Source organism: Bdellovibrio sp. HCB-162 (genome assembly GCF_047344985.1).
In the GTDB taxonomy this organism is placed as follows: Bacteria; Bdellovibrionota; Bdellovibrionia; order Bdellovibrionales; family Bdellovibrionaceae; genus Bdellovibrio.
In genome coordinates this window covers 2226622-2252219 of sequence record NZ_CP178861.1, presented here as the reverse complement: position 1 = coordinate 2252219, position 25598 = coordinate 2226622, and the positions used below count along the sequence as shown (strand labels likewise).

Sequence of the window (25598 nt, the reverse complement as noted above, 5' to 3'; positions counted from 1 at the left end):
TTTTATTCTTTTAGTTTTAAGTAACTGTGGGGAACAGCCTCTTTATAGAGGGGTTTGCGGTACCATGACTTCAGTATTTCTTGGTATCTTCCGGACTTATGAAGAAGCTTCAGCCCCTCATTAAATTTCTCAATAAGCTGTGGTCCATTTTTAATTTTTTTTGAAATCACCAAATGGTAGTCAGCCCGATGGATAATGTGCGGACTGTGTGTGAATTTACTCGCGTCTTTTCCATAAAGTTTTTTAAGGTAGACGTAACCGACTTCCAAATCGCTCGGCACGGCTTGTACCCGCTGGGTCAGGAGCATATTAAAACTCTGAGTGTCTGATGTGAGCCTTAGAACTTTAATGACGCCGTCTTTTTCAGCCTGAATAAATTTTTCGCCCATGCCGCCGTATCCACGTGTGGAGGCGATAGTGATATTTTTAAGATCCGCGTAATCATTCCATTGCAAAGGATATGATTTCAGATGAAAGAACACATATTGGCCGGTATAAATCACGTCGCTGTAATAATAAACTTTTTCTCTTTCTTTAAGTCTGACAAAAGCGATGGTGCCATCCCATTCACCGGATTTGGAGAGTTCTCCGGCGCGAGCCCAAGGAAAAAATCCCAACTTTATGTCAAACCCAACCCGTGCAAAAGCTTCGCGCGTGATTTGAGCAATCAAGCCATTGTTTTCTAACGACTCAGAAATAAACGGAGACCATTCTCCTGTAGAAATACGAATGGTTTCTTTGCTGTAAGCTGTGCACGCCGATAGCAATAGAAAAAATAACACAGCCATGGAATTCTGAGCTTTCACGCCGCCTCCATGTAGAATGCTAAGAGCAAGAAGTTAAAAAATCCACCGCAATTTCGTTTGCGAAACGATGTCCATAAAATGACAAATCTTGCCCGCATATTTGAATTTCTCTTCCGTGAATTTGATGTTGCTAAAAAAGAGGCACTCCCGTATTTGATTGAGTAAGAAGGAAATACTGTTGTGAAATATCTCTCTTTGATTTGTGTGCTATTGTTGAGCCCTTCGCTTTTCGCACAAAAGAAAACACCCTCTTTTCAGATTATGACGGCAAGTTTTCCGCCGTTTAGCTATGTTGATGAAAAGGGAAAACCCGCAGGGTTTATGACGGAAATTATCGATGAACTTTTGGTGGAGCTTAGAAAAGAGGGAAAAACGGACCTCGGTCACACTCCGATACAAGTTTTTCCTTGGAAGCGAGCTTATAAAATCTCAACCGAAAGCCCGAACATTTTGATGTATCCTTTAGGAACCGTTCCCGTAGAGCGCGAAAAGTATTTTAATTGGATCGGTCCGAAAATGACCCGCAGTATTTGGATTTATGCTTTAAAAGAAAAAGCAGCCCAGTTGCAGCTGAAGTCCAAGGAAGAATTGAAGGGGAAAGTTGTCGGAGTGACCCGTGGATATTCTTGGGCAGGCGACTTGCAAAAACTCGGAGCGGCCCTGGATGAAACCGTGGACGACAGGATCCTGGTGTTAAAGCTCATGGGGCACCGTATGCCCTATATGGCCATCGACGAAGATGTTTTGGATTACGTTCAAAGAGAAATCGTCAAAGAAAATCCCATGTATGCAAAGGTGAAGATGGAAAAAATTGTGCGCTTATCAGATCTTGGTCATCGCACATTTGGTTTATCCAAAAATAGCGATCCTGAGTTGGAAGAAACTCTTCGCAAAGCTTTTCAAAACCTGGAAAAAAAGGGCGTGATCAAGCGACTTCAAAAGCGCTATCCGTATTTGGAACTTGTGAATTGACTGCTATTCCGCAAATTTATTTTTTTCGATATTCCCCTTGAACACGACGAAAATCCTTGTCACTATTGATTTATAGATCACAAGGACGTGGTTCAAATGAAAAAAAGTATTCTCAGCATTGTTACGGCTTCGTTTTTTCTTTCTCTTAACTCTTGGGCCGCAGCTCCAAACTATCAGGTGAGCATGCGTGTAGGCCTTAAGGGGCAATCTCCGATTTCTATCAACACCGTTGCTAAATCCGGCAAAAAAAGTTTCGTAAGTCAGTTCTCTGACGATGGGCAAACAGAAACTTTGGTGGAAGTTTTCGCAAAAAAATCTCAGGTAAACAAAAAAAACGGCCTTTACATGGATGTTCTCGTAACAAAACGTGTGCGTGGGCAGGCCAAGGCCACTGAGAGAGCACAATTGTTTGCACCTGAAAATCAAGAGATGGAAATTGGCATGAACTCCAAGGGAAGAACTGCTGGAAATCTGTCTCTCGCAGTGATGGCTCATCAACTTTAACGCCGCCGTCTCGGCGCATCATCTTCTCGCTTTGATATTGCTCCACGACTTCGGTCGTGATCTGATTTTCCTCGTAGAGGGGGAAATCTATGAATCATCTTGTGAAAAATATCACAGTGGCATCCGCTGTTGCGATGTTAACAGTGAGTGCAGCAAGTGCCGGTACAGTGTTGAAGCTGAATGCGGGCGCCATTGATACGAATAAAATTTCTAACAACTACGCCGCATCTTGGATGATGGAAACTCAGGCGACTGAGTACATCGTGCAATTCAAAAAGGCGATCACAGAAGCTGATAAATCAAAACTTAAAGGACAGTTTGAAGTTTTCGGTTATCTTCCAGATGACGCTTTGGTTGTTCGCGGTACTTACGCAAATCTAGTTTCTTTCAAGAACAATCACCCAGAAGTTCAAGCAATAGTTAAATACGCTCCTTCTTATAAAGTAAGTTCTCAGTTCGAAGTGGCGAGCATCTTTAATAAAGACACCGTTCAAAGTGTGTTAGTGAAGATCTTTAAGTCTTCTGAAGCGGAGAAAATCGCTTCTCAAATGACGGCGTTAAATCCTCAAGTAGAACTTCAAGTTATTGGCGGAAAGTCTATCATGGCTTTGGTTCCTCGCGGAACTGTAGCTCAGGTGGCAGCGCTTACAGGTGTTGAAAACGTTCAACCAACTCCAGAGATCGAACTTTTCCACTTCGCGATGGATCAAGACATTGCTGGTGATGTTCATGCAACAGCAGCTGGCGATTACTCGGATCTAACAGGTGATGAGCCTGGAACTCGCGTGATGAAATTTGATGCCGCTTGGGCGCAAGGTTTCACCGGTCGTGGGCAAATCGTTTCTATGGCTGACACAGGTTTGGATTCTGGAAATGTCTCATCCATCCACCAAGACTTCGCCGGTGGCGTAGCTTCAGGTTACCCATTCGGTTTGTGGTCTAAAACTTGGGACGATCCAATGGGTCACGGAACTCACGTTGCCGGATCAGTGATGGGTCGCGGAACAGCTTCAAAAGGTCTTCTTAAAGGCGGAGCTTATGAAGCAAAAATGGTGGCTGAAGGTATGTGGTCGCCAATGCTTAAAAACTTAAGCGTTCCATCTAAATTGGGCGATCTTTTCACAAAAGCTTATTCAGAAGGCGCTCGCATCCACACAAACTCTTGGGGTGGGGCTCGTACTTTCGGTGCTTACGACAACTTCGCCATCCAAGTTGACGAATGGCTGTATGCAAATCCTGATATGTTGATCCTTTTTGCGGCGGGTAACTCTGGCGCAGATAAAAACAAGGACGGCCGTATCGATGCTAACTCCATGGCGTCTCCGGGAACAGCGAAAAACGTTCTGACTGTGGGAGCTTCTGAAAACAAAGTTTCTACAGGTGGTATCCAAGTTCCAATCAGCAAATTGAGAGCTGCTAAAGATGAATGGCCAGCAGAGCCTATCTACAGCGATTACATCTCTAACAACGAAAATGGTTTGGCGATGTTCTCTTCTCGTGGTCCTACAAGTGATGGCCGTGTGAAGCCAGACATCGTAGCTCCAGGAACAAACATCTTGAGCGTTAAATCTCAAGTCAAAGACGCTTCTGATTTGTGGGGCGCATACAATAAAGACTACGTTTGGTCGGGTGGTACTTCTATGGCAACTCCGCTCACTGCGGGTGCAGCAGCCGTAGCTCGCCAAATCGTGATCGAGAAATTGGGCGTGCAAAATCCATCAGGCGCTTTGATGAAAGCTGTGATGATTCACACAGCAGTTGATATGTATCCAGGTCAATTCGGTGAGATCGGTGCGGCCCGTGGTCAGGAGATCTTGACTCGTCGTCCGAACTCTGACGAAGGTTACGGTCGCGTGGATGTTTCCAATGTTTTGAACTTGGGACCAAAAACAAAATTGATCGACAACCGCAACGGTGTGGCGCAAGGATCTGAGGATTCTTATGAATTCACTTTGTCTGGCACTGGCAAGCTTTACGCGAACCTTGTTTGGACAGATGCTCCGGGTTCTGCGAATGCGGCCCAAGCCCTTGTGAACGATTTGGATTTGGTTTTGACGATGCCTAACGGTCAAACGTTGAGTATGAACGATCATATCAACAACCTTGAAATGATCGAAAAAGCAGGTCTTCCGGCTGGAACTTACAAATTGACTGTAAAAGGCTATAAAGTTCCTCAAGGTAAGAACGGCGCTCAAGCTTACGCGCTTGTTTATACGGCTACTGAGTTGTAATTCTAATTTAGTGCTGTAAGTAATTGAAATTACGGGAAAAGGCTCGGTTTAATCCGGGCCTTTTTCTTTTGAAAAATCCTCTGAAATTATTTCCAGACACGGTGCTCTGATTTGATAACTTGTGTCAAATTTGATAGAACGTTGAAGGTCGTAACCCTATCTAATTTCAGGGGGAGGTTCTCGAATGCAAACGTTTAGTATCGGTGATAATGCAGTTTATCCTGGATATGGCGTTGTTAAAGTGGTTTCTATTGAAACCAAAGAAATGTTGGGCACAAAGACAACATTCTACAATATGCAGTTAGTGGACACGGGCCTGAAAATCATGATTCCAACAACGAACGTTAAGTCTGCAGGACTCCGTCCTATTATTTCTAAGACAGAAGCAGCACGCGTTGTAGGTATTCTCAAAGAAAAAGACATCAAGATCGACAACCAAACATGGAATCGCCGTTATCGCGAGTACATGGAGAAAATCAAAACAGGTTCTGTTTTCGAAATTGCTGAAGTTTTACGCGATTTGTTCCTTCTAAAAGCGGACAAAGAGCTTTCCTTCGGTGAGCGCAAGATGCTTGATTCCGCTCGCAGCCTTCTTCTAAAAGAACTCACTTTGGCAACAAGCCAAGAAGAGCTTTTCAAAGAAGAAGAAGTCAAAGCGATCTTCGGTATCACCGCGTAGTCGGCGGACGCCGGCAGTGCCGAAGCGCCTGTGGCGCGTAGGCTGAAGCAGCACTGGACGAACTCCAAAAAACATAATAAATTCAAGGCTTGGTTTTAAAGACCAAGCCTTTTTTATTTTGGAGCATCCATGACCTCAAAAATCGCCCCGCATCCTCGCGTTCGTTTCGCCCCATCTCCGACTGGATACCTGCACGTCGGTGGAGCTAGAACCGCTCTTTACAACTATCTTTTTGCCAAGAAAAACGGTGGCGAATTTATTCTTCGTATTGAAGACACGGATGAAGCGCGTTCAACAGAAGAATCTCTTCGCGGAGTTGTTGATGATCTTGTGTGGTTGGGTCTTCTTTGGGATGAAGGCGTGGATCCAAAAACGTTGAAAGATGTCGGTCCAAACGGTCCTTATCGTCAAAGTGAGCGCCAAGACATCTACAAAAAATATGCGGACCAGCTTCTTGAAGCGGGTAAAGCTTATTACTGTTTTCTCACTGATGAAGAAATTGAAAAGCAAAGAGCTGAAGCTTTGGCGGCGGGTCGTTCTCCGCACGTGAATTCTCCGTATCAAGATTGGCCTTTGCAAAAAGCGTTGGACCATTTGAAGGCGGGCAACAAAGGTGTTGTTCGTTTCAAAACAAAAGGTCTTGCGAAAGATTATATCTTTACAGATCTAGTGCGTGGAGAAGTGAAATTCCCATCGGACATGGTAGGTGACTTCGTTCTTTTGCGCTCTGACGGTATGCCAGTTTATAACTTCTGCTGCGTTGTTGACGATCACTTAATGAAGATCACGCATGTCTTCCGCGCTGAAGAGCATCTTCCAAATACTTTGCGCCAAATGATGATCTATGAATCTTTGAACTGGCCATTGCCTGAATTCGGTCACATGGCTTTGATCTTGGATGAAGATCGTCAAAAACTTTCTAAACGTAAAGGTGCCGTGGCTTGCGGTCAGTTGAAAGAAGAAGGCTACTTGGCTTCAGCTGTTTTGAATTTCATCGCTCTTCTTGGTTGGTCACATCCAGAGGGCAAAGAGATCATGACCGTCGAAGATATGAAACAGGCGTTTGATATCTCTCGTTTGAATCCATCGGGTGCGATCTTTGACCGAGTGAAATTTAAGTGGATGAACTCGATGCACTTGCGTGCGCTTCCGAACGCAGAACTTTGGAAGGCGATTCAGCCTTTCTTGGCGCGTGAGAAAATGGAACTTCCGCAAGATCCTGTATGGCAAGATAAGTCGATTGCTTTGTTTAAGCCTTACATGGAAATCTTGGCAGATGCCGTTGAGCTTTATAGACCTCTGAATGATAAGTCTTATGTGATCTTGCCAGAGGCTGATGAGACTTTGAAATGGGAACCGACAAAAGCTGTTTTGGCAGCGTGGTTGGAGCTTGTGAAGGCGCATCCTTCTGACTTTATGACAGAAGATGAGTTCTTGAAATACCAAGACGAAGTGAAAAACAAGACAGGTGCTAAAGGGAAAAATCTCTTTATGCCAATTCGTGTGGCGGTGATTGGAAAACCCCACGGAGCTGAATTGAAGATTCTTGTGCCTCTTATTAAGAAAACATCTTTAATTGCTCGTGCAGAGCAGGCATTGGCGAAAACATAGGTGTAATATGTCTTTAAAAATCTACAGCACGCTTTCCCGCCAGACAGAGGAATTTAAACCGCTCACTCCAGGTGAAGTAAAAATCTACGTCTGCGGTCCGACGGTTTATAATTTCCTGCATGTCGGAAATTTTCGGGGTGTTGTGTTTTTTAACCTGGTTCGCAACTGGTTGGAAGAGCTTGGCTATAAAGTTCAGTACGCTCTGAATTTCACAGATGTGGATGACAAAATCATCGCGCGTGCGAATGAAATGGGAAAATCCGCCGGAGACGTTTCTGAACTTTATATCGCTGAATATAAAAAAGATTTTGCGACATTAGGTTTGCGTCCCCACGATTTCAATCCGAAAGTCACTGAACACATGGACGGCATCCGCGCTGTGATTTCAAAATTAATTGAAAACAAAAAGGCTTACCAGGCAGATGGCGACGTGAACTATTCCGTATCCTCTTTTGATGGCTACGGAAAATTAAGCGGTCGTAAAGTCGAAGACCAACAAGCGGGATCTCGCATTGATGTGGATGAAAAGAAGCACAACGCAGAAGACTTCGCTCTTTGGAAGTCCGCTAAAGCAGGTGAGATTTCCTGGCCTTCTCCGTGGGGGCCGGGGCGTCCAGGCTGGCACATTGAGTGCTCGGCAATGATCAAAGATATTTTTGGTGATCAGATCGATATTCACGGTGGTGGAATGGATTTGATTTTCCCACACCATGAAAACGAAATCGCGCAAAGTGAAGGCTGCACTCATAAGCAGTTCGTCAAATACTGGATGCACTGGAATATGATCAACTTCGGATCTCAAAAAATGTCGAAGTCTTTGGGGAATATCGTTTCCATGCGCGAGTTCCTCGAAGTGAATCCGCCGGAAGTTTACAAGTGGATGATGCTCAATGTGCACTATCGCAGTGTGAGTGATTTCTCGGACGATTCGATTGGTCGTGCGGTAACAGGACTTGCGCGTATTTACTCAGCGCTTGCGGTGGCAGAGAGTTATTTGACTCCGGAAGTAACTGCTGTTGATGCTGGTTTTGAGAAAATCACGAAGGAAGCTTGGGATAAAGTCACAACGGCGTTGAATGATGACTTCGGAACTCCGGAAGTTTTTGCGGCATTGTTTGAAGTGACTCGTCAGTTTAACAACCAAGTTCGTCGTGGCTTGAAGGTCAATCCAGCAGTTCAAGGTAAAGCTTTGGCATATCGCAACTTCGTCCACCGTGTCGGTGCTTTGATGAGTTTATTCCAACAACCAGCTCAAGCGTTCTTGCAAGATCTTGATAGCCGCTTGCTTGCGCAAATGAAGATTGAGCGTTCGGCAGTGGAAGCTGTGGTTGCAGAAAGAGCAGCAGCCCGTGCAGCCAAAGACTTTGCAAAGTCCGATGAGCTGCGTGCGAAGCTCACCGAAATGGGTATCTCAGTGAGCGACACCCCGGAAGGCAGCTTCTGGGAAGTCACGAAATAGGTACCTGCTTCCCATCGTGCTGATTTGGTACATACTTAAAGGCCCGCGATCACAGAATTAAGATCAGGTTTTTTCAAAACAGCGGTGTTGTTGGTGCGAGTGCTCTTGCTCACAACACCGAATGGAATATTCCCCCACCATTTTTCAACAGTGCTTCCATCGGAGGCAACCGTCGTCATTTTGCAAGTGTCATAGTTGCCGGCAGGTGTAGAAATCTTCTCGACAGTTCCACCTTGAAGCATGCAATTGGCCATCATTTCTTTGTAGCGGTCAGGGGAGTAGAGATTGTCCACTTGAATGAGCTGAGTGGAAGTCTCGCTTCCCATGGTGGCTTCGTATTTTACAGTCCACTTATTTTCTTTTTTATCAAAGCTCGTCACTTCTTTGATGATTTTTACTTCCATTAACGAACCATCGGGTTGTTTCACGGTGCCTGTCCATTGAACTTTATCTCCCACATTGGGATAGGCGAAAGCGGTTCCGGCCAAGAGTGTCGCAAAGAAAAAGCTAAAGAGTTGCAATGCCATAACATCTCCTTCTTACAGAGTGATAGTGGCACAGGGGAGTTCTGACAGAGACCTAATCTTTTTGTAAGGTGTGAGGATACAGGAGTCCAGTGTCACTTAGACTCCTATATGTTTGCATTTACTCAAGAGTGAGTTCGTGAGTTTTTGCGGCCGCGATATCTTTTTCATCCATCAACTGCGGGCGGTATTTTCCGTCGAGGAACATTTGCACTTGGTCTTTGTAGAACGGCGAAAGCATGTGTCCTGAGTTTCCGATGGGATTGATGCCCCAGCTTTTTTGTGGATTTGCAAAGTCGATGATACGACGAGTGGAGGGGCCCGCAACGACCTTGAAGTCGCCACCCATAGAGCGCATCTTGTTGTTGTTGATATCGTTGTAGGATCCCGGCATTGGATAAGGGCCAAGATTGAAGATCTTATTCAAAGGGTAGTTTCTTCCTAGTGGGTGCATGTATTCAATCGTATGCAATGTTCCCCAAGTTGGATTGTTAGAAAGTTTTTCCGCTGCCGCGATAAAGCCCTTCGTTACAACCTTCGTATAATTCTTATGAGTCCACCATGTCGAAGTGGGGTTTAAGATAGCCCTTTCATAAAACACCCAAGCGTAAGGAGTGTTGAGATAAGCGGCTCTCGTGTCTTCATCGAAATCTTCAAGCATCAATAAAATATTTTCGTTGTTCCATTGATGGAAAAGGCCCGCTTCTTTGGAATTCACATCAGACTGCATATTCCAAGATTTAAGCGCTTCGAGCTGATTTTTGTATTTTGCATTTTCAGTGTCGTTTAAACGAATATGCTCAAACATTTTATTCAGAATATTTTTGTTCTGATAATTGAAGTTTTCAGTTTGAAGAGCTTTAAACTCTTCCGCGCTCCACTGATCTTTTTCAGCGAGGGCGCGAGAGATTGTTTGAAAGCGATCATCCGACTGCCAGTCGCCACGAATATTTGCGTTCAGCCCTTGAGGTCGCGAATTTGCCGTCACAATAAATCCAGACTCGGGATTTACTAAGTGAGGTTTTTCGTCCCAAGCAAGAAGACGTTCGTATTCATCCGTACCCGTGCTGCCATTGAGAATCATATCGGAGTTTGGATTCTTCTTTACGGCCATATCACCAAAAACCCACCATGCGATATTCTCGGCATCCGAATACATCACATTAAGTCCAGGTGCAGTTCCATATTGCAAAGCTGTTTCAAAGGCTTTGATGTCTTTGGCTTCGGCCATATTTCTGAGAGCACGCATTGGATTGTTTTCTGGACGGTGGAAGGCCCATTTTAAAGCGAGATTTTTCTCTGACAGAAACTCATCCATGATGGGGCCGTGAGACGTTTCAATCATGCTCAGCACAAGATCCGGTTGATCTTTGATCTTAATAACTTCTGTCCACTCCAGGTAAGGTTGTGGTTTGTTTTTAAATAAAACCGTTTTCTTTTCTTTATCTAAAGTTTCACGGAAAAGATCCATGTCGTCAGCGAGCGACATCGTGAAACCCCAGGCGTGATGGCGATTGTGGCCTAAGACAGCGAAAGGAACGAGAGGCAAGTAGTGTCCGTAAATTTCAAACTCAGGTGTTTGAATATGGGCTTCAAACCAAACTGCCGGAGAACTGTAACCAATATGCGGGTCATTCGCAAAAATACTTTTTCCCGATTGCGAGCGCTCAGGTCCCACAAGCCACGCGTTACTGCCTTCGAAGGAAGGAATAAAAAGTCCTTCAGAGGCAATCGCCTGCAGAGTGGAGGGCCACGGGTCCGAAGCTGAGGCAGCAGCAATTTTAATTGGTGCTTTTAAAGGATCATTTCGTAAAGCCTGAAACTGATCCAGAGAAAGTTTGTCAGCAAGCTTTGTCATAAGAGGATCAGCTTTAAGAGCAATACCAAAACTATAAGCCATGTGACCCGTCATGATATAAGCGTCAAGTGGAGTGAAAGGACGAGGCTTCAATCCCAAAATTTGCATTTCATAGGGAAGCGGACGCGTGGCGATGTATTGATTTATGCCATCAAAATAGGCCGCCATCTCATCCCAAACTTGTTGATCAAAGCGGCCTTGTGATTTTTCAAGAGCGAGCATTCTCTCCACGGAGCGTTTTAGCATCAAGCTGCGATAAAGTTTGTCACTCTTTAAAGCGATCTCGCCAAAGACTTCGCTCAACTCGCCTTGAGTCATGCGGCGGGAAAGCTCCATCTGAAAAAGTCGCTCACTGGCCTGAACAAAGCCCAGCGCTCTTAAAGCATCGAGTTTATTTTCTGCGCGAATGTGAGGAATTCCAAAAGTATCGCGAGTCACCTTTACCGGATGTGAGAGGTTCTGAATTTTCAAAGTTCCATCCATAGGGGCTAGAGAACTTCTAAGGAAAAAATAAATTCCGAGAGCAGCAATACTAAGAAGAATGACAAGCCCAAGGAGGCTTCGTTTTAAAAATTTCATGCCCAAAGTCTACTACGGTTTCTAGCTACACGGCATCATATCTAAGTTACACTCATAAGTTAATGCGTTGTAGCCAGAAAAAAGAAGCAGGCACCTTTTGAAATTATGGTAGGCTTAGAGGGATGGGCTCTACTTATAAAAAGAACTTTCAATTGGTGTCGGAGTTTAAACCTTCTGGGGATCAGCCGCGCGCAATTCAGCAGATGCTGGAAAACTTTGATGCGGGTTTGAAGCATCAGACATTGTTAGGTGTGACGGGATCGGGAAAAACTTTTTCGATGGCACACACGATTGCAAAGTTAAATCAGCCGGCGTTGGTGCTGGCTCCGAATAAAACTTTGGCAGCGCAGTTGTATGCGGAGTTCAAAGAGCTTTTCCCTCACAATGCGGTTGAGTACTTTGTCAGTTACTACGATTACTATCAGCCGGAAGCTTATATTCCTTCGACAGATACTTACATTGAAAAAGATTCTGCGATCAATGAGCAGATCGATCGTATGCGCCACTCGGCGACGCGTTCTTTGTTTGATCGTCGTGACGTGATCATCGTGAGTTCGGTTTCTTGTATCTACGGCTTGGGTTCTCCCGAAGCGTATGAAGGCATGATGATTCAAATCGTTTCTAATACAGAAATGAAGCGCGATCATTTGCTGAGAGAACTTATTCGTATTCAGTACCAAAGAAACAACGTCGACTTCTCTCGCGGCACCGTGCGTGTGCGCGGGGATAATGTTGAGATCTTTCCTCCGTACGAAGAAGAGCGTGCGATTCGTGTCGAGTTCTTTGGTGATTTTATCGAAAGACTTTCGTGGATTGATCCTTTGACAGGCCAAGTGCTGGAAGAGATCGATCAGATCGGTATTTACCCGGGAAGTCACCACGTCACTAGTGATGATAACTTAAAGCGCGCGATTAAAACAATTCAAGAAGAATTGCGTGAGCGTTTGGTTGTCTTGAATCAAGAAATGAAATTCTTGGAAGCTCAACGTCTGGAACAAAGAACTTATTATGACATCGAGATGATGGAGCAAATGGGTTTCTGTCAGGGGATTGAGAACTACTCTCGTCATATGACGGGACGTGGAGCGGGGGAGCCGCCTCCAACATTGCTTGAATACTTCCCTAAAGAGTTTGTTACGTTCATTGATGAGTCTCACGTCACCGTCCCGCAGATTGGGGGGATGTATCGTGGAGACCGCGCTCGTAAATCCACTTTGGTGGAACACGGTTTTCGTTTGCCTTCGGCTTTGGACAACAGACCTCTGAACTTTCAAGAATTTGAAAGCATGATGGATAAGGTCGTCTATGTTTCGGCGACTCCTGGAACTTATGAATTGCAAAAGTCCGAAGGGATCATCGTTGAACAAATCATTCGTCCGACGGGTTTGATTGATCCTATCGTTGAAGTTCGTCCGGTGAAACATCAGGTCGACGATCTTCTGAAAGAGATCCGTGAACGTATTAAAAACAAAGAGCGTGTGCTTATCACGACTTTGACAAAACGTTCAGCGGAAGATTTGACCGAGTATTATGAAAGTCTGGGAATCAAAGTAAAGTATCTGCACAGTGATATTCAAACAGTGGAGAGAACAGAAATCCTGCGTGATCTGCGCTTGGGTGTCTTTGATGTTCTTGTGGGGATCAATCTTTTGCGTGAGGGTTTGGATATTCCAGAAGTCAGTCTTGTCGGCATCACTGATGCGGATAAAGAAGGCTTCTTGCGTTCGGAAAGATCTTTGATTCAAACAATTGGCCGTGCGGCGAGAAACATCAATGGTCGTGTGATTCTTTATGGTGACACCGTCACTGAAAGCATGCAGAAGGCGATCGGGGAAACGGACCGTCGTCGTCGTATTCAGCAGGAGTACAACCAAGCTCATGGTATTACTCCGCAGTCGATCCGTAAAAGAATCAAAGAAGGTCTTGGCGAGGTCTTTGACGGGACTTTGGCGAATACGGTTCTTACAGGTGAAGCTAAAGCCGGTGCGATGAAAAATAAATTTGCGCATCATCCTGAAAAGATCCAACAAGAGATCGAAAAGCTGCGTGCGAAAATGAAAGAGTACTCGGCGAACCTTGAGTTTGAAGAGGCGGCGAAAATCCGCGATGAAATCAAGCGTCTGCAAATTACGGAGTTGAATTTAAGAAGCGGTGAAGTCGAATCGGACAGTGCGGAGGTTGTTAAGGATGGCCTCAAGTAAATTCGACGAATGCCGGGATAAGGTTAAAGAGTTCCCCACGCAGAGTGGGGTTTACCTTATGAAAAACATTTCCGATAAAATTATCTATATCGGAAAAGCGAAAAATCTGCGCAATCGCGTTCGAAGTTATTTCACAGATAACAAGGATCACTCTCCAAAAACGCGATTGCTCGTTTCGAATATCTGTGAAGTTGAATACATTCTGACAAAAACCGAAGTGGAAGCGTTCCTGCTTGAAGCTTCGCTCATTAAGAAACATCGACCCAAATACAATATTCGTCTGCGTGATGATAAAGCTTATCCTTACATTCGTTTTTCATGGAGTGATGAGTATCCGCGTCTGTATTTGGCGCGTAAGGTGAAAAAAGACGGTTCTTTGTATTTCGGTCCGTACACTTCAGGCTTTGCCGTTCAAGCGACAATTCGATTTCTGAACCGCACTTTTAAAATCCGCGACTGTGGCGATGCTATGTTTAAGACACGCACTCGTCCTTGTATGACTTATCAAATCGGTCGCTGTACGGCTCCGTGTGTGGAGTATATTTCCAAAGAAGACTATCGAGAAGAAGTTGAAGGCGCGAAACTTTTCTTAAAAGGCCAAAACAAGAAGGTCATCAAAAGTATCACAGAAAAAATGATGACAGCGGCGGAAGAAGAAAAATTCGAAGTCGCCGCTCGTTTGCGTGACTCTGTTCAGGCGATTAAAGCCATCTTGGAAAAACAAGCGGTGATTAACGACACCTCGGAAAAAGACCAAGACGCCGTTGGTTTTTATGGTGATGAGCGAGGATGTCTTGTGGAAACAGTCCACGTTCGTGCCGGTCGCGTGATCGGTACAAGATCGCATTTCTTACCTCACTTTGATCCTAATGATGCGGGCGAAGATCCACGTGAATGGTTGGTAGACTTCCTCAATCAGTATTACGAAGACAACTTTATTCCTGATGAGGTGTTGTTGCCGCTTGATATTGGCAGCGATTTAACAAAATTGATGGCCGAAGTTCTCAAAGAGCGTTCGGGTAATAAATCTGTCGTGCGTTTCGCAACGGATGAGCGCGGGCGTAATTTAGTGGAAATGGCGAATGAAAACTCTAAATCTCATTTCTTGAAATACGTTTCTAAATCCGAAGAAAAACTTCGTGGTTTGGATGAGATCAAAGAGAAACTACATTTACCAGAACTTCCTCGTCGTATCGAGTGTTACGATATTTCGACCTTCCAAGGAGCAGAGACCGTGGCGTCTCAGGTTGTCTTTGAAGAAGGTGTTCCAGCGAAAGAGCACTATCGTCGTTATAAAATTAGAACGGTGAAGGGCATTGATGACTTTGCTTCCATGTATGAAGTTTTAAGTCGCCGCTTTAAGCATACGGAATATGATGATCCACAATTGATTGTGATCGATGGTGGTAAGGGGCAGTTGGCTCAGGCCATTAAAATTCTAACTGAAATTGGACGAAACGATATCCCGGTTGTGGGTCTGGCGAAGGCGCGCACCGAAAGTGACTTCCAAAAGCAGGAAGTTGAGTCTACGGAAGAAAGATTCTTCCTTCCAGGCCGGGCTAATCCTGTGACCTTTAAGCACAATGCGGAAGCTTTGCACATCCTGACCGGCATCCGCGACGAGGCCCATCGATTCGCCATCACTTATCATCGTAAGCTGCGTGAAGGGACTTCTTTAGAGAGTGAACTTGATTACGTGGTGGGTTTAGGTGAAAAAAGAAAGAAAGTTCTTTTGACTCATTTCAACTCTATTGATGAAATCAAGACGGCGGTACCTGAAGAGATTGCGCAACTTAAAGGCTTTAATCGGGTGCTGGCAGAGCGTATTCTGCTTCAATTAAATGAACCGGATGAAGAAGAAGCTGAGGTTGAAGAGTGAAGAGTCATGCCCTTTTAGTGGGTTTGGGAATTTTCTTAAGTCGTATTGCGGGTCTTGTCCGTGAACGTGTTTTCGCTCACTTCTTTGGAAACTCCGACGCCGGGGATGCTTTTAAGGCGGCTCTTAAGATTCCCAACTTCTTGCAGAACCTTTTCGGAGAAGGCGTTCTTTCTGCGAGTTTTATTCCCGTCTATGCGCAGCTCTTAGCAAAAAAACATGACGAAGAAGCTGCAAAGGTGGCTTCCGTCATCGGAAGCTTGCTTTTCGTAATGACATCACTTTTGGTTTTAGTCGGTGTTTTTGCAACTCCCTTTTTGATTGATTTGATTGCTCCAGGGTTCCAAGGGGAAAAACGAGAGTTGACGATCAAGATCGTGCAGATTCTTTTTCCCGGGACGGGCTTTCTTGTTATGTCGGCTTGGTGTTTGGGAGTTTTAAATTCTCATCGCAAGTTTTTTCTTTCTTATGTCGCTCCCGTTATTTGGAATGTCACTATTATCGCAACTCTGGCAATCTGGGGTTCTAAGCAAGGACAGTTTGAATTAGCCACAACAGTGTCGTGGGGCTTGGTTGCGGGAAGCTTTTTGCAATTTGCGATACAGCTTCCTTCGGCACTTCGCTTGGGTAAAAAGATTTACCCCTCTTTAAATACACAAATCAGTCATGTAAGAACCGTGGTTAAAAACTTTGTTCCTGTGGTGATTTCTCGCGGAGTTGTGCAAATCAGCGCTTATATCGACAATATGCTGGCGAGCCTTTTGCCAACGGGCGCGGTTTCAGCATTGGCTTATGCGCAGACTCTTTATTTGCTGCCAGTAAGTCTTTTTGGGATGAGCGTCTCTGTTGCGGAACTTCCGGCGATGTCGCAAGCGACAGGTTCTGAGCACGAAATCAAAGAATACCTGCAAGGAAGACTTAACCGCGGCTTAGAACAAATTGCTTTCTTTATCATTCCATCGGTTGTGGGATTTTTGCTTTTAGGAAATTTAATCGTCGGCGCGGTTTTTCAAACAGGGGAGTTCCAAGAAGAAAACACACGCTATGTGTGGATGGTCTTAGCGGGTTCCACAGTAGGCTTACTGGCGTCGACATTGGGGCGTCTATATTCTTCCACATTCTACTCGCTGAAAGACACAAGAACTCCATTGCAGTTTGCGATTGTGCGGGTAATCTTCACAACATTGTTGGGAGTTCTTTTTGCCTTCTATCTACCGAAAGCTTTGGGTTTTGATTCCCAATGGGGAACGCCGGGACTAACGGCTTCCGCAGGACTTGCCGGGTGGATCGAATTCTACTTCTTGAGAAAAGCCCTAAATAAAAAAATCGGAAAAACAGGTTTAAGCTTCAAATACCAAGTCAAAGTATGGGTCATCGCACTTCTCAGCGCTGGAGCAGGTGCAGCAGTCGTTCACTACGGAATGGAAAAAAGTATCCACATTATTTGGCGCGCGATCGTAGGGCTTTCCATCTATGGAGTTCTCTATTTCACTCTAGGCTATGCAGCGAAAATCGAACAGGCTCACAGTCTTCTGCAAAAAATTCTCCGCCGAATTAAATAGCTATTATGTCTCAGGTAAAACTTTGGGAAAGAGCTTGGTGCCTTTTACGTGGCGTAGCCCCCATTTCGCCATTTCATTAAGGACGGGTTCCAGTGCCTTTCCTTTTTCTGTCAGAGAGTATTCGAACCTTAAGGGATTCGTTTGATAAGGAATTTTCGTTACCAGATCGAATTCCTCGATCCGGGTCAGTCGATCCGCAAGAATATTCGTGGGAATTTTCTCTTTCGAATTTATAAATTCCGCATACCGCCGTTTTCCTAAAAATAGATCTCTTATGACGATAAGGGTCCATTTGTCTCCGACAATATCGAGCAGGTTTGTAATAGGACAAATAGATCTCTTTAAATTAACAGAGCGCATTGGATCTCCACGAGTGACTTGCAAATTACAAGTCACTATGAAAATATCACCGCACTTTAAAAAGTCAAATCGTTTTGAAGAAGGAAGCTTTTATGAAATCTGGAAACAACTTCGCTTTTACTGATTTTGGACCTTTCGCAAATATTGATCAGTATTTTTTTGAACACCCAAAGCTAGGAACAAAAGTCCCTGGAAAGAATTTTTTAAAAGAGATCTTGGATCTCTCTAGTATGGAGGTGTCGATCAATAAATTGCCACCTGGTGGTGCAATGCCTTTTAGTCACAAACACCGCGAAAATGAGGAGCTGTATCTGTTCCTCAAGGGAAAAGGCGAATTTTGCGTGGATGGAGAGTGGTTCGATGTTCAGGAAGGTTCCGCAGTTCGAGTTTCACCTGATGGCGTACGAACTTGGAGAAGTTCCAAGGCAGATGAACTTGTTTTTATTGTGATTCAAGCAAAGGCTGGAACTATGAATGGGAATACTATTGAAGATGGTGTTCGAGTGTCCCAACCGTAAGTTCTCGAAGAAATTTTACCAACGCACACCCCAGCCGTACAGGTCGACATAGATACTGTCATCCCAAAAAGCAAAGCGAAGGCGGCCAGTGAAGTAGCCTTCGTACCAAGGACGGAACTCCACTCGGGTTAGACAGGTTTGTCCGGGAACTAAAAAGTTCGGGCAGTTGCTCCATGCCCAATAACCAGAACCCATAATGAAGACGCCACGAATATTTAAAGGCTCCACCCCCGTATTGCGCAGAGTGATGTCGGCCCACTCGCTGAAATTCAGGCGTACGTTTCCGAAGTTATAATAATAGTAGCGGCCTGATTGTGAGGAAAGAGAGGAAGGGCTGACCGAAATTTCTACCGCATCTGATTTGGCGAAGCACGGAAGAGAAAGAAAAAACCCGAGTAAAATACTCATTAAGAGTTTCATAGGGCCTCCTGATACTTTTATTTTTTCTGAAACAAAGGTCGCCCGCAAAGTTTTTCCGTTGTATGATTCAGATGTCATGAACGAATCTGTTTGGTCTCCGATGAAATTTTCCATGTATAGGTCTTTCTGGATCTGTGCCTTTTTGTCAAATTTAGGAACCTGGATTCAAGATGTGGCTGCCGGATGGGTGATGACACATTTAAATACATCACCTCTTGTGATTTCTCTTCTTTCTTTTTCAGGCAGCTTGCCGATTTTATTTTTAAGTATTCCAGCAGGATACGTCGCGGACCTTGGTCATCGCAGAAATATTTTGCTTTTCGCTCAAGGTCTTATGTTTTTTGCCGCAGGTCTTTTAGCGTATTTAGTTTGGCAAGAAAAAGTCACAGAGCTCAGCCTCTTAGGATTGTCTGTTGTGATGGGTATTGGACTCGCCTTAACAAATCCAGCATTTCAGTCGGTACTTACTGATTTAGTTCCTTCGCATTTGCAAGCGCAAGCTGTGCTTGTTTACTACATGGGTATCAACATCACACGCGTCTTAGGACCCACAATCGGTGGAGGTCTCTTAAGCGGTTTCGGTCCCGGTAGTGCCTTTCTTGTGAATAGTATTTCCTTTTTAGGTCTCATCATTTTTTTCTATCGCTGGCCGGTATCCGGGGCGGACGCCCGCAGAGCGCAGGATCAGCGGTCCGGAGCTGAAGCAGCATCGAAAATAAAACTCCAACCCGAAGATTGGATTCCACTTTTTTCTCTGCACAATTTAAAACTCTGGATCGAAATTTTTCTTGTCACGTTTTGTGCTTCTTCACTCTGGGCCCTATATCCAACAAGAGGTCGCGTCGAGATGGGACTCAGCTCCCTGCAATACGGGTCACTCTTAGGTTTCTTTGGCTTAGGCGCGTGCCTCAGTGCAATTTTATCGGATAAAATCATGCTTCCGCACCGCACTCACAAATCTTTAGCGGGCTCTTATATCATCTATGCACTGGGAGTTTTGATTTTGGGTTTTGCACCTAGTTACTGGTTTTTATGTGCAGCGATGTTCTTGGGTGGGACGGGGTGGCTGGTGTTAGCCACACTTATGAACATGAGTTCAAGACAGATCACAGGAAAATCTCATTTAAAAGCCACGATGCTTGGAGTTTTCCTGGCAGTATTCTATGCAGGAATGGCATTAGGTTCTGTCACGTGGGGAGCGATTGCAAAATTGAGCCACTCATCGATGGCTCTTCTTATTGCCGGAATTCTTTTAATGCTGATCGGTTTTGCGAAAGGCCTGCGTGCCGCCTTTTAATGCACGCGGTGACGAGTCGGCTCTTTTTCAGAATCACAGCATGAACACTTTGCTTCTTCCTGAAGAACTGCAAAAGCATTTTCCTGCTTATAGCTAAACTCAAGAGCCGCCCCACAAATTTCGCAGTTATTAACAGCTTTGCGGAAATCTTCTCTTTTATTAAATTCTTCAGTGGGAATTATGTTGAATCTGAAAACTTCCATGCGACCTCCATGTCTTGAGATCTTATCGGCAAGTTTTGTCTCAACTTGAGACCTCGGCGGATGCCGGCAGAGCGCAGGGCCAACGGCCCGAAGCTGAAGCAGCACCAAAACCCATATATGTAACCTCACATCTCTTGAGCGCCGCATTAGCCTCCGGTTTTATTAGTCTACCGCCTTTAGTCTAGAGTAAAATGCGCTCAATTGGGGCTGAAAATGAAAGACTATATTCAATATCTGCAGGACGTTCTTGGACTTCAAAATGTCATGCTGTCTCCAGCGGAAGCTGGTCGCACAGGTGACGAGGTTAAGACACGTTTTTTTTCAGCAGAAGGTCCTTTCACAGCTCACGACTTTCAGCACTACGAGTTGGTTTTTCTAAACATCCTGACTCAAGCCAAAGAAAGTTTTTTCAATAAAGACGTGCGCGATCTTTTCGATAAAATGAAAGCGGCGATGAAATTAAAAAACATCCAAGTGCTAGAGTTGGATTGCACTGTTGATGACCGCTCGCAGCTTCCCTCCGAACTTGCAAAAATTTGTGAAAGCAAAGTGGTCGTAGTTTTTAGTTCTTTTCCTAAAGATATTGGCGAGTTGATTTTTAAGGGCCCTGGAAAGTGGATAGAAACCTACAGCCCTGCGTATCTACTCGAAGATGCCGGAGCAAAGAAAGTCGTGTGGAACGATTTGCAAAAAGTGATGAGGGAGCTGGGCTTATGAAAAACCTGGCTCTTTTTTTATGCGTCCTTTTTTTGGGAACTTTTAAAGCTCAGGCCAATTGCACCGTCGGCGTGACAATCAACGAAGCTATTTCGGCTTCGACCACGGACTATTTAGAGCGCGCTGAGAAGAGAGCCAAAGAGAACAAGTGCGATTCCATTTACGTGCGAATGAATACTCCCGGCGGAAGCCTGCAGAGCACGCGTTTGATTGTGGAGCGCATCTTAGCGTCTCCGATTCCTTATCTTTGTTTGATCACGCCCAGTGGAGGTCATGCGGGCAGTGCCGGAGCTATTATTCTACAGGCCTGTCATGTGAACGGTGGTGTTGTCGCCACAAATATTGGCGCGGCTACACCGATTTTAGGAACGGGAGAAAATACGCCAGAAGACCTTCGCAAAAAACTTGTGAACGACACCGTCAGTTGGATGGAAGGTGTGACAAGACTGCGCGGGCGAAGTTTGAAGTTCTCAAAAGAAATTGTGACGGAGGCGCGCGCTTTAAGTGTAGAAGACGCCGTTAAAGAAAAAGCCTTGGATATATTGGCAGGAAATGAAATCGATTTTCTGCAAAAGGCGCAAGGTCGGATTGTTTTAGTGGATGAGAAAAAAGAACTCGCCGTAAAAGTAGGTGATCTCCAAGAGTTCACACCAGACTTGCGCTATAAAGTTCTAAGCTTTATCGCAGATCCCGAATTTGCGTATTTGTTATTCATGGGAAGTTTAGCACTTCTTTATGTTGAGATCACCCATCCTGGAATGATCGCTCCGGGCGTGATTGGCGGAATTGGTTTGCTTCTTTCTTTGGTGGCTTTCCACAAACTAGATGTAGCGTGGGGAGGACTTGCGCTCATTCTTTTAGGAATAGCTTTTTTGATTTTAGAAATTTTCCTGCCAAGCTTTGGGGCACTCGGTATTGGAGGATTGATCGCCGTGTTTGTCGGAAGTTTATTTCTATTTGATGCTCAGACGACGGGATACACTCTTCCGCTTTCATTAATTATTTCTGTAGTCTCAGTGTTGGGATTATTCTTTTTAGCAGTCGGATATCTCGCAGTAAAAACGATTCGTCACAAATCCAGTGATGTTGATTCGGACCTAACAAAGGTAGATGGCATCGTGGTGACAGTCGAAGCCAACGGCCATCGTGGGCAGATCCAAATCATGGGAGAAACGTGGAAGTTTGTCTCTGAGGATTCATTAAAAGAAAACGATCGAGTGCATGTCACTGCAAGACAGGGACTCACATTGAATGTAAAGAAAGTAAAATAAGGAGTACGTGCAAATGGAATTTTTAATAGCGATAATTGTTATTGGCGGGATCATCTTAAGTTCCATGATCAAAATTCTAAACGATTGGGAGCGTGGTGTTGTTCTTCGTCTTGGTAAAGCCGTCGGTGTTAGAGGCCCCGGGCTGATTCTTCTTATTCCATTTGTTGAGCGTATGATCAAAATCGACACGCGTACTGTGGCGATGGACGTGCAACCTCAGGATGTCATCACAAAAGACAACGTGAGTATGCAGGTGAATGCCGTTGTGTATTTCAAAGTGGTGTCTCCTCTTGAAGCAATCACAAAAATTGAAGATTATTATTTTGCGACAAGCCAGCTGGCGCAAACGACTTTGCGCTCGGTGATGGGACAATACCCGCTTGATGATGTGCTCGAGCACCGTGATAAAATCAATTCAGCTCTGCAAGGTATTTTGGACAAGCACACCGAGGCGTGGGGTATTAAAGTCACGATGGTCGAAGTAAAACAAATCGATCTGCCAAAAGAAATGCAAAGGGCGATGGCGCGTGAGGCGGAAGCAGAGCGTGAACGTCGTGCGAAAGTCATTAGTGCCGAAGGGGAAGTGCAAAGAGCACAAAAGCTTCAAGAGGCTTCGTTGACTTTGGCAGGATCACCTTCTGCATTGCAGCTCGCTTATATGCAGACTTTAACGGAAATTGCTGGCGACAAATCCAATACAATCATTTTCCCTTTGCCGCTGGACATCATTAAGCCGCTAGTTGAGATGCAAAAGAAAAACTAGACTTTCATCCTCCTGGATGGATGAGGTTTAATTAAGAGGTCAGAACATGAAGTTTTGGCAAATTTCTATGGATGGAAATTGCAGTGAAACTGATTTGGGCCTCTTTGTGTTTCATCTTTGTGTATGTCAGTTTTCTATCGGATGCGCGATCAGCCTCTTCCGAGGTTGTTCGAGTGCGCCTGATGAGTGCGCCTAAGAAAGTTCAAATCACAGGTTTAGCTCTTCGTTTTCAAAATCTCAATCAACCTTATAAGCCTGTCGCCATACCAAGAAATGCACAGGCTGAAGTTCGTTTGCTAGAAAAAGAAGGAAAAAAAGTTTGGGCCTTGCGTGTGAACAACCAAGATCCCGAACACCTTTTCTCTGAAAAATACCTCCTTATTCAAGGAGAGAATCTTCGTGTCGGTTCGCAAGCATTGCCGTCGCGAGTTCTTCTCAACATGAACGCAAACAAGAACGTTGATGTTGTGGGAGTCATGCCTCTTGAAGATTACGTCGTCGGAGTTCTTGCCAGCGAAATGCCGTTGTCGTGGCCGCTAGAGACCTTGAAAGCGCAAGCGGTGGCGGCAAGATCTTATGCTTTGGCCGTTATGGAAGAACGCAAAGATAAACCGTATCACTTGGAAAGCAGCATTCTAGATCAAGTGTTTCGTCACGTGCTTGCGGAAGACGAAAATGATCCGCTCATCAAAAAAGCCGTTCAAGCGGTTCGTGAAACTGAAGGAGTGAAACTTTACGCTTCCAATAACAAAGTTCTTAAAGCCTTTTTTCATTCGGATTGCGGAGGTAAAACGACGACTCCACAAAATGTCTGGAACTATGGCGTGAACGCGGGAACAACGGTGGACACGTCGTGCCCGACAAATCCCCGAGCCCACTGGAAGCTCAACCTTAGCAAAGAAGAACTGAGCCGTCGTTTGCATGTCGAGAATTTTTCTTCCCTGGAGTTTATTAAAATTCCATCAGAAAACCGTATCAAAGCTGTGCGGGTGGCTTTCAATGATGCTCCATCGAAATTGATCTCTGCCAATGACTTTCGTCAACTCTTGGGATTCCAGGATTTGCGCAGCTCGCTTTTTGAAATGAAAAAAATCGGCGAAAGCTTTCTGTTTCAAGGACAGGGTTTCGGTCACGGCGTAGGCCTTTGTCAGTGGGGCAGTAAAGCCTTGGGACAAAGTGGTCGCAATTATAAACAAATCCTAACGCATTATTATCCATTAGCTCGACTTAAGTAGTTTCAGTTTCACGTCCATTTTCCCGAAAAGAACGATATGAGAAAACAGATCGTTCTTACCAGCGTCGTAGGGGTTTTGGGATTTTCCATCTCGCTTTTTGCAACAGAAGCAGAAGGGCCTTGCATCACCTGCACGACGGAAGAAAGTAAACCCGTCAACGCTTTAGAAAAAGTCGCTAAAGCTTTGAAGGCTGGCAATTCAAAATGGGTGGATGCTTATTTTATCGCTGATACCAAAGTCGTTGGTAAAGAACTCGATGTTGTTTTCAAAAATCCGCAAGATCTAAATATTTCTAATGAGCGCCTTGTGGTGGTGAATGGCTATTACACGCAGTTTTTAAATCAAAGCAATCTTGACAACGCTTTGAAATTTACTAAAGGCAATATCGCGGGATTAAAACCAGAGGAAAAGTTATTATTCTTAAGCATGCTGGGAAGTCGTCTGTCGAATGGTTATAGCGAAACAGGCAAAGAAAATAAAAATCTGGAATCCGTTTATCAAAATGCCGTGAAAGCGGCTAAAGAAGGCGGAGTCTGCGGAGACATTCACAAGCTCTTGGGTGAAGTGGCGAAGAACTTAGGCTTTGAAGCTGTCGGTCGCCACAATGGACAATGGCAGCAAGATCTCACAAAAGACAATACCGGAGGTCACGCGATCCTGCATTTCCGCGACCCAAAAACGGGCGAATACTACGTTCAAAACTATTCGCAAATCTACAATACAAAACAAAAATCACTTCAATCGGCGGTCGACGTTTCGTCTAAGGTTCTTGGCGTTCTTACCGGAACCCAGTACGTGGAATCTCGTCCTGGAAAATTGCACGAGTATGTTCCTGCCACAGCACAGTGGGTGCAAGACTCCATTGAAGGCGTGGCAAGATTTAAACCGGACTCTGCGGCGCTGACAGTGAGAGCAAGCCAAAATGAACAAACGATTTCAGCGCAATTTGGATCAGACTCCGTGAAAGGATTCATGCTTGGAACAAAGGTGATGACGGACGAAGGCACCTACCGTTTGGAAGCAGCCGGAGTTTCAGCGCGCACAGGAACAAGCATTGTTACTGATGGAATGCTGGTCGATGAAGTGCGTGCGACGGCTGAAGTTTATGGTGGTGCTTTAAAAATTTCAGCGCCCGGTTATGATGCGATGACAAGAACATTTAAGGAAGGGGAGCGCAGCAGTTTGTTTTTCGGCTCTCACTTAAAAGGGGAAGCGCGTATCAATGATACGACTGGAAAAATTGAAATCAACACGGTGGCTTTGGATTTAAGACCGCCTGGCGGAGATCAGAAAAAGACGACCTCTTCGGGAGTTCGTAATGAAATCAAAGCGGGCGTGGATCATCAATGGAAAGATCTGAACCTTACGGTGTCTGCGGATAGAACGTGGAGTTGGCAGCCGCGCGATATTGAGCAAACACATCATGGAGAATTAAACACGACTTACGATCGTATTGGCGTGATCTACGACACAAGTAAACCTGATAAAAAAGAAGCTTACCTTGTCGTGGGAACAGACGTTTATTTTCTTGAAGGCGTGAATGTGACTTCCGCTGTCGCTTTGAAAAATTCAATCAAGGCGGTTGTGCCAACGGAAAAACTGGGTACGTTTTCAGTTGGTGCGGACCTTGGCAGAATTGTTTCAAATAAAAGCAAAGACCCGTTTTATGACACGGTTCCAGTTTCTTCGGTTCACATTGATTGGACTAAGAAATTAAGCAAGCTCGTGGAAATCGGTGCTTCTGTTTCGCAGACACGCGGAAATCAAATCACTCCATTTGGAGTTATCGGACCGGTCAGTCCTGTGATGGGAACGACGGAAAAGAAAGTGCAGGGGATGATCTATCTGCACGCAAAATTTTAAATAACGAAAATCTAAAAATTAGAATCCCAAAAAGACTCGGGCTGCGAACATGAAAACGGCGCCCAAGATCAATACGTTTGTTGCTGTGA

General features: G+C 44.9%; 22 protein-coding genes. 16 read left to right on the top strand and 6 right to left on the bottom strand.

Annotated elements, in window-relative coordinates:
- Window positions 1–2: 2 nt before the first annotated feature.
- Complete coding sequence (locus tag ACLSSO_RS11110) at window positions 3–806, bottom strand: substrate-binding periplasmic protein (RefSeq protein ID WP_413942822.1); 804 nt, start codon at window positions 804–806, stop codon at window positions 3–5.
- Window positions 807–986: 180 nt separating this feature from the next.
- On the opposite strand from ACLSSO_RS11110, the gene ACLSSO_RS11105 reads away from it, so the two are divergent.
- The 6 genes from ACLSSO_RS11105 (at window position 987) to cysS (ending at window position 8262) form a co-directional block, all read left to right on the top strand.
- Window positions 987–1778 carry a substrate-binding periplasmic protein gene (locus ACLSSO_RS11105; RefSeq protein ID WP_413942821.1) on the top strand — a complete coding sequence of 264 codons (792 nt, stop codon included), beginning with the start codon at window positions 987–989 and terminating at the stop codon, window positions 1776–1778.
- Between the two features lie 96 nt (window positions 1779–1874).
- Window positions 1875–2282: a hypothetical protein gene (locus tag ACLSSO_RS11100; RefSeq protein WP_413942820.1), complete on the top strand. Its 408-nt coding sequence runs from the start codon at window positions 1875–1877 to the stop codon at window positions 2280–2282.
- A gap of 89 nt (window positions 2283–2371) precedes the next feature.
- Window positions 2372–4513, top strand: coding sequence for a S8 family serine peptidase (locus ACLSSO_RS11095; protein WP_413942819.1), 2142 nt, complete (start codon window positions 2372–2374; stop codon window positions 4511–4513).
- 184 nt (window positions 4514–4697) lie between these two features.
- A complete protein-coding gene (locus tag ACLSSO_RS11090) occupies window positions 4698–5192 on the top strand; it encodes a CarD family transcriptional regulator (protein WP_340592045.1) in 495 nt (164 codons plus the stop codon).
- Window positions 5193–5321: 129 nt separating this feature from the next.
- A complete protein-coding gene (gene gltX, locus ACLSSO_RS11085; RefSeq protein ID WP_295902445.1) occupies window positions 5322–6803 on the top strand; it encodes a glutamate--tRNA ligase in 1482 nt (493 codons plus the stop codon).
- Window positions 6804–6810: 7 nt separating this feature from the next.
- On the top strand, window positions 6811–8262 hold the full coding sequence (cysS, locus tag ACLSSO_RS11080) for a cysteine--tRNA ligase (RefSeq protein ID WP_413942818.1): 1452 nt from the start codon (window positions 6811–6813) through the stop codon (window positions 8260–8262).
- A gap of 35 nt (window positions 8263–8297) precedes the next feature.
- Here cysS and ACLSSO_RS11075 read toward each other — a convergent pair whose 3' ends face one another.
- Both ACLSSO_RS11075 and ACLSSO_RS11070 read right to left on the bottom strand, forming a co-directional pair.
- Window positions 8298–8789 carry a hypothetical protein gene (locus tag ACLSSO_RS11075; protein ID WP_413942817.1) on the bottom strand — a complete coding sequence of 164 codons (492 nt, stop codon included), beginning with the start codon at window positions 8787–8789 and terminating at the stop codon, window positions 8298–8300.
- A 118-nt stretch (window positions 8790–8907) separates the two neighbouring features.
- Complete coding sequence (locus ACLSSO_RS11070; protein WP_413942816.1) at window positions 8908–11115, bottom strand: penicillin acylase family protein; 2208 nt, start codon at window positions 11113–11115, stop codon at window positions 8908–8910.
- A 230-nt stretch (window positions 11116–11345) separates the two neighbouring features.
- On the opposite strand from ACLSSO_RS11070, the gene uvrB reads away from it, so the two are divergent.
- Genes uvrB through murJ form a run of 3 tightly spaced genes read left to right on the top strand, consistent with a single transcriptional unit; the run spans window position 11346 to window position 16862 of the window.
- A complete protein-coding gene (gene uvrB / locus ACLSSO_RS11065) occupies window positions 11346–13424 on the top strand; it encodes an excinuclease ABC subunit UvrB (RefSeq protein WP_413942815.1) in 2079 nt (692 codons plus the stop codon).
- Entirely contained in the window at window positions 13411–15303 is a 1893-nt protein-coding gene (gene uvrC, locus ACLSSO_RS11060; RefSeq protein WP_295902429.1) for an excinuclease ABC subunit UvrC, read from the top strand. The genes uvrB and uvrC overlap by 14 nt, the downstream gene beginning before the upstream one ends.
- Entirely contained in the window at window positions 15300–16862 is a 1563-nt protein-coding gene (gene murJ / locus ACLSSO_RS11055) for a murein biosynthesis integral membrane protein MurJ (RefSeq protein WP_413942814.1), read from the top strand. The genes uvrC and murJ overlap by 4 nt, the downstream gene beginning before the upstream one ends.
- 3 nt (window positions 16863–16865) lie before the next feature.
- On the opposite strand, the gene ACLSSO_RS11050 is transcribed toward murJ, so the two are convergent.
- Complete coding sequence (locus tag ACLSSO_RS11050; RefSeq protein WP_295902426.1) at window positions 16866–17222, bottom strand: winged helix-turn-helix transcriptional regulator; 357 nt, start codon at window positions 17220–17222, stop codon at window positions 16866–16868.
- Between the two features lie 92 nt (window positions 17223–17314).
- Here ACLSSO_RS11050 and ACLSSO_RS11045 point away from each other — a divergent pair, with 92 nt between their 5' ends.
- On the top strand, window positions 17315–17740 hold the full coding sequence (locus tag ACLSSO_RS11045) for a cupin domain-containing protein (protein ID WP_295902425.1): 426 nt from the start codon (window positions 17315–17317) through the stop codon (window positions 17738–17740).
- Window positions 17741–17755: 15 nt separating this feature from the next.
- Here the strand turns inward: ACLSSO_RS11045 and ACLSSO_RS11040 are convergent, their stop codons facing one another.
- Window positions 17756–18160: a hypothetical protein gene (locus ACLSSO_RS11040; RefSeq protein WP_295902424.1), complete on the bottom strand. Its 405-nt coding sequence runs from the start codon at window positions 18158–18160 to the stop codon at window positions 17756–17758.
- 76 nt (window positions 18161–18236) lie between these two features.
- On the opposite strand from ACLSSO_RS11040, the gene ACLSSO_RS11035 reads away from it, so the two are divergent.
- Window positions 18237–19457, top strand: a complete 1221-nt coding sequence (locus ACLSSO_RS11035; protein ID WP_413942813.1) for an MFS transporter — start codon at window positions 18237–18239, stop codon at window positions 19455–19457.
- On the opposite strand, the gene ACLSSO_RS11030 is transcribed toward ACLSSO_RS11035, so the two are convergent.
- Window positions 19454–19660 (bottom strand): hypothetical protein, encoded by a 207-nt coding sequence (locus tag ACLSSO_RS11030; protein WP_413942812.1) that lies wholly within the window; start codon window positions 19658–19660, stop codon window positions 19454–19456. The two genes, ACLSSO_RS11035 and ACLSSO_RS11030, sit on opposite strands and share 4 nt — an antisense overlap.
- Before the next feature lie 213 nt (window positions 19661–19873).
- Here ACLSSO_RS11030 and ACLSSO_RS11025 point away from each other — a divergent pair, with 213 nt between their 5' ends.
- From ACLSSO_RS11025 to ACLSSO_RS11005, 5 genes are all read left to right on the top strand, one after another.
- Window positions 19874–20377: a hypothetical protein gene (locus tag ACLSSO_RS11025; RefSeq protein WP_413942811.1), complete on the top strand. Its 504-nt coding sequence runs from the start codon at window positions 19874–19876 to the stop codon at window positions 20375–20377.
- A complete protein-coding gene (locus ACLSSO_RS11020) occupies window positions 20374–21648 on the top strand; it encodes an NfeD family protein (RefSeq protein WP_413942810.1) in 1275 nt (424 codons plus the stop codon). Before ACLSSO_RS11025 ends, ACLSSO_RS11020 begins: the two co-directional genes overlap by 4 nt.
- 13 nt (window positions 21649–21661) lie before the next feature.
- The gene (locus ACLSSO_RS11015; protein WP_295902414.1) at window positions 21662–22411 is read left to right on the top strand and encodes a slipin family protein; all 750 of its coding nucleotides are present in this window, start codon (window positions 21662–21664) and stop codon (window positions 22409–22411) included.
- An 83-nt stretch (window positions 22412–22494) separates the two neighbouring features.
- Entirely contained in the window at window positions 22495–23646 is a 1152-nt protein-coding gene (locus ACLSSO_RS11010; protein ID WP_413942809.1) for a SpoIID/LytB domain-containing protein, read from the top strand.
- Window positions 23647–23682: 36 nt separating this feature from the next.
- Window positions 23683–25509 (top strand): hypothetical protein, encoded by a 1827-nt coding sequence (locus ACLSSO_RS11005; RefSeq protein WP_413942808.1) that lies wholly within the window; start codon window positions 23683–23685, stop codon window positions 25507–25509.
- The last annotated feature ends 89 nt before the right edge of the window (window positions 25510–25598 follow it).